The sequence below is a fragment of the Micromonospora sp. KC721 genome (assembly GCF_004348355.1).
Lineage (GTDB): Bacteria > Actinomycetota > Actinomycetes > Mycobacteriales > Micromonosporaceae > Micromonospora.
In genome coordinates this window covers 1-4284 of record NZ_SMJY01000310.1, presented here as the reverse complement: position 1 = coordinate 4284, position 4284 = coordinate 1, and the positions used below count along the sequence as shown (strand labels likewise).

5 protein-coding genes are annotated in these 4284 nt (G+C 73.9%); all 5 read left to right on the top strand.

Annotation, left to right across the window (positions count from 1 at the left end; all coding sequences use genetic code 11):
- Nucleotides 1–114: 114 nt before the first annotated feature.
- The gene (rbfA, locus tag E1182_RS29435; protein WP_132270980.1) at nucleotides 115–603 is read left to right on the top strand and encodes a 30S ribosome-binding factor RbfA; all 489 of its coding nucleotides are present in this window, start codon (nucleotides 115–117) and stop codon (nucleotides 601–603) included.
- Between the two features lie 17 nt (nucleotides 604–620).
- Nucleotides 621–1652, top strand: coding sequence for a bifunctional oligoribonuclease/PAP phosphatase NrnA (locus E1182_RS29430; protein ID WP_132270981.1), 1032 nt, complete (start codon nucleotides 621–623; stop codon nucleotides 1650–1652).
- Nucleotides 1653–1791: 139 nt separating this feature from the next.
- Nucleotides 1792–2199 carry a hypothetical protein gene (locus E1182_RS29425; RefSeq protein WP_132270979.1) on the top strand — a complete coding sequence of 136 codons (408 nt, stop codon included), beginning with the start codon at nucleotides 1792–1794 and terminating at the stop codon, nucleotides 2197–2199.
- Nucleotides 2199–2408, top strand: coding sequence for a DUF6186 family protein (locus tag E1182_RS29420; RefSeq protein WP_207914003.1), 210 nt, complete (start codon nucleotides 2199–2201; stop codon nucleotides 2406–2408). The genes E1182_RS29425 and E1182_RS29420 overlap by 1 nt, the downstream gene beginning before the upstream one ends.
- Nucleotides 2409–3058: 650 nt before the next feature.
- Nucleotides 3059–4284, top strand: a 1226-nt coding sequence (locus E1182_RS29415) for an MATE family efflux transporter (protein ID WP_132270977.1), incomplete at its 3' end; no start/stop codon positions are given.

Below are 4284 nucleotides of genomic sequence, written 5' to 3'. Positions count from 1 at the left end.
GTGGGCGGGGGCGCGTGGCGCGCGGGTAGTGTTCGACATGTCGGGCGGTCGGTCCCGGCGGCCGATTCGTGCCGCCGCTCCGGCCGGGAGCAGGATGCCCTGGAGGTGGGGGAGATGACGGATCCGGCCAAGGTACGCCGGCACGCGGAGCGCATTCGCGAACTGGTCGCGTCGGTGGTGCGGAGCCAGATCAAGGACCCCCGGCTCGGCATGATCACGATCACCGACGCCCGGATCACCGCCGACCTGCGTGACGCCACGGTCTTCTACACCGTGCTCGGTGACGCGGCGGCCCAGGCGAGCACCGCCGCCGCGCTGGAGAGCGCCAAGGGCATGCTGCGCAGCACCGTGGGCAAGGCGCTCGGGCTGCGTCACTCGCCGACCCTGACCTTCGTCCTCGACGACGTGCAGGACCAGGTCAAGCACATCGACGACCTGCTCGCCCAGGCCCGCCACGCCGATGCCGAGGTGCAGCGGCTCGCCGCCAGCGCCCAGTACGCGGGCGACGCCCAGCCGTACCGGGTCGACGACGAGGACACCGACGACACCGAACCGGGCGACGACGAGGACGAGGGCACCCCCTCCGCGGCGGACCGACGGTGAGCGGCCCAGCCGGCGATCTGCTTCCCGGGCCGGCCCTCGCCGCGCCGACCGAGGCCGACTGGGCCGCCGCGGTCGCGGCGGTACGCCGGCTGCCGGCCGATGCGCGGGTGCTGCTCGTCTGCCACGTCAACCCGGACGGCGACGCGCTCGGCAGCATGCTGGGCTTCGGGCTCGGCCTGCGCCGGCTGGGCGTAGGCCGGCTCCAGGCGACCTTCCCCGGCCCGCCCGAGCTGCCCGAGCCGTTGGGCTGGCTACCCGGTCTCGACCTGCTGGTGCCGTCGGTCGAGGCGTACCCGGACCCGGATCTGGTGGTGTGCTTCGACGCGGCCAGCGCGTCGCGGCTGGGCGAGCTGGTCGACCGGCTCGACACCGCCGGCGACGCGCTGGTGCTCGACCATCACGCGTCGAACACCGGTTTCGGGCGGCTCCACCTGGTGGACCCGGGGGCGGCGGCGACCTCGGTCGTCGCCGAGGAACTGCTCGCCCGGCTCGGCGTGTCGCTGGACGCGGAGATCGCGACCTGTCTCTACGTCGCGTTGACCACCGACACCGGCTCGTTCCGGTTCGAGGCGACCACGCCCGCCGTGCATCAGCTCGCCGCCCGGCTGCTGGCCACCGGCATCCGGCCGGGCGACATCTCCCGCCGGGTCTTCGACACCCGACCCTTCGGCGCGGTACGGCTCTTCGGCGAGGTGCTCGGCCGGGCGGTGCTGGATCCCACGGCGGCGGCCGGGCGCGGCCTGGTCTGGACGTACGCGACGCTGGACGATCTGGCTCGGCACCACCAGCGGCCGTACGTCCTGGAGTCCTTGATCGACTCGGTCCGGTGCACGGCCGAGGCCGACGTGGCGTGCGTACTCAAGCAGGTCGGGTCCGACGAGTGGGCGGTCTCCCTGCGCAGCAAGGGCGCGGTCGACGTCAGCCGGGTCGCGATGGCGCTGGGCGGCGGTGGGCACCGGTTCGCCGCCGGGTTCACCGGCCACGGTGACGCCCAGGAGGTGCTCGGGCGGATCCGGGTCGAGGTGGATGCCGCACTGATCGCGTCCTGACCTGCGACGCCGTACCGCCCCGCCCGTGCCCGGCGGGTTCCCCAATGCCCGCGCCCGGTGGGGCTCGCGCGTACGCCGGCTTCCTGGCTGCGGGGTGTCGGGTCTTTCGGCGCTGGATGGGCGCGGGCAGAATCGGAGGATGGAGCAGCCTCGCGATCTCACCGTCGAGGCGCCGCGCGCCTGGGACCGTCCGATGGTCACCGTGCCGGTGCTGGCCTGTCTCTCCCTGGTCGGCGGTCAGTTGCCCTCCTTCTCGGCGCAGGCCAATCTCTGGATCCTGACCACCGGCGGTGCGTTGATCTGGCTGGGGCTCGGTAACCGGGTGCCACGGCGACCGCCCCCTGGCCGGTTGGACCGAGGGGCCCTCTGGTGGATGCTGCCGGTGGCCGTCTTCGGGGTGTTCGAGGCCGCCACGTTCGTGATGTCGGCCGGTGACGAGTTTCCCACCTTCAGCCGCCTCGCCGATCCGATCCTGGCGGACGAACTGGTGCGTTCCGCCGTCTGGTTCGGCTGGCTGGCGGCGTTCTGGGGACTGGTGCGCCGATGATGCGGCTGGTCGCCATCGCGGGGTTCGCGACCGCGCTGGTGCTCTTCGCCGTGGTCGAGTGGGCGGCCCGCCGACCGGGTTCACGGGTGCCCTCCCTCGCTGATGTCTGCGCCTACGTGATGCGGTACGAGGTCGGACCGGTTCCGGTGGGCCGGATCGGGGTGTTCGGCTTCTGGTGGTGGCTGGGCTGGCACTTCCTGGCCCGCTGACGCCTGCTGCCAGCCGTCCGGTCTGGCCGCCTCCCATGATCGACTCCAAACGCGGCAAACGGCGGTATCCCCACGCAGGGATACCGCCGTTTGCCGCATCCGGGGCCGGTCAGCGTCTCCCCGTCCAGATGACGGGATCCACGGGCAGCATGTGGAAAGTAAACGTTAACTTGGGAAAGGACCGGCGCTTCGGCGCAGGTCGGGGCGGTGGTTCCACACCCGGTGCCGCCACCCTCCAGGGTCGATCGACCCGGGCTCACGCTGCCAGGCGAGCCGCATCCGGTGATCCCGGAGGGCCGCCGGCGCTCAGCAGGACCGCCCGTGGGGCCGTCGGTAGGACGGTCCACACCCTGGAAGGGGCACTCCCATGCCGTCCAAGCCCAAGCCCGACACCACCGACGAGGCACGCGAGCAGATGCGGCGCGCGCTGCAGACCTCGATGGACACCCGTCAGTGACCCAGGTCGAGCGGCGGTGACGTCGCCGAGGTCCGCCTCGACGACCTCACCGCCCTTCGTTCAGCCGTCCGTCGCGCGGTGGCGACGAGGTGCTGGACGCCGTACCGCCTCGCCCGGGTGGTCCGCCAGAAGCCAGCCGTAAGCGCCGGTAGCCGATAGCGGGCCTTACTCGTGGTGTGGCAGGATCGCGGCGATGAGTCAGTCCGCCACCGCGCTCGCGCCGCCGCGCCGGATCGCCGCCCTCGCCCTGCCCGCCCTGGTGGTGCTCGCCGCCGAGCCGCTCTACGTGCTGGTCGACACGGCGGTCGTCGGGCACCTCGGTCGGGTGCCGCTCGCCGCGCTGGCCGTCGGCGGCACCGTGATGACCCTCACCGCCTGGCTGGGCACCGTGCTCGCGTACGGCATCACCGGGCGGGCGGCCCGCCGGTTCGGCGCCGGTGACCGGGCGGCGGCGGTGGCCGAGGGCGTGCAGGCATCCTGGCTCGCGTTCACCGTCGGGGTGCTGGTGGCGCTCGGCATGCAGGTCGGCGGCGGCGCGTTGGCGCGTACGCTCGCCGGAGGCGGCGGCGAGGTGGCCGACGCGGCCGGGCTGTGGCTGCGGGTCGCGGCGCTCGGTGCCCCCGGCCTGCTGCTCGCCGCCGCCGGCAACGGCTGGCTGCGCGGCGTCCAGGACACCCGCCGTCCGCTGCTGTTCGTGCTCGCGCCCAACCTGCTCTCGGCGCTGCTCTGCCCGCTGCTGGTCTACCCGGCCGGGCTCGGCCTGGTCGGCTCGGCGGTGGCCAACGCGGTCGCCCAGACCGTCTCCGGCGTGCTCTTCGCCGCGGCGCTGGTCCGCGAGCGGGTGTCGCTGCGGCCCCGGCCCCGACTCATCCGGCAGCAGTTGGCGCTCAGCCGGGACCTGCTCGTCCGGGGCCTGGCGTTCCAGGCCAGTTTTCTCTCCGCCACCGCGGTCGCGGCCCGCTTCGGCGCCGCCGCCGTCGGCGCGCACCAGATCGCGCTGCAACTGTGGTTCCTCACCGCACTGCTGCTCGACGCGCTCGCCATCGCCGCCCAGGCGCTGGTCGGGGCCGCGCTCGGTGCCGGGGACGGCGCCGGCGCCCGCGCGCTGGCCCGTCGCTTCGCGCTGCTCGGCGGCGCCTGCGGGATCGGCTTCGCGGTGCTCATCGCCGCCGGCGCCGGCCTGGTCCCGTCGTGGTTCAGCTCCGACCCCCAGGTACGCGAGCAGGCGATGCTGGCCTGGCCCTGGTTCGTCGCGATGCAGCCCCTCGCCGGGGTGGTCTTCGCCCTCGACGGGGTGCTGATCGGCGCGGGGGACGTGCGTTACCTGCGCAACCTCACCATCGTGGCCGCGCTCGGCGGGTTCCTGCCGGCGATCTGGCTGGCGTACGGGCTGGACCTGGGGCTGGGCGGCATCTGGGC

Bases quoted from the DNA above. Each gene is read 5' to 3' on its own strand.
- E1182_RS29420 (WP_207914003.1), top strand. From the start codon at position 2,199: ATGCGGCTGGTCGCCATCGCGGGGTTCGCGACCGCGCTGGTGCTCTTC.
- E1182_RS29425 (WP_132270979.1), top strand. From the start codon at position 1,792: ATGGAGCAGCCTCGCGATCTCACCGTCGAGGCGCCGCGCGCCTGGGAC.
- rbfA (WP_132270980.1), top strand. From the start codon at position 115: ATGACGGATCCGGCCAAGGTACGCCGGCACGCGGAGCGCATTCGCGAA.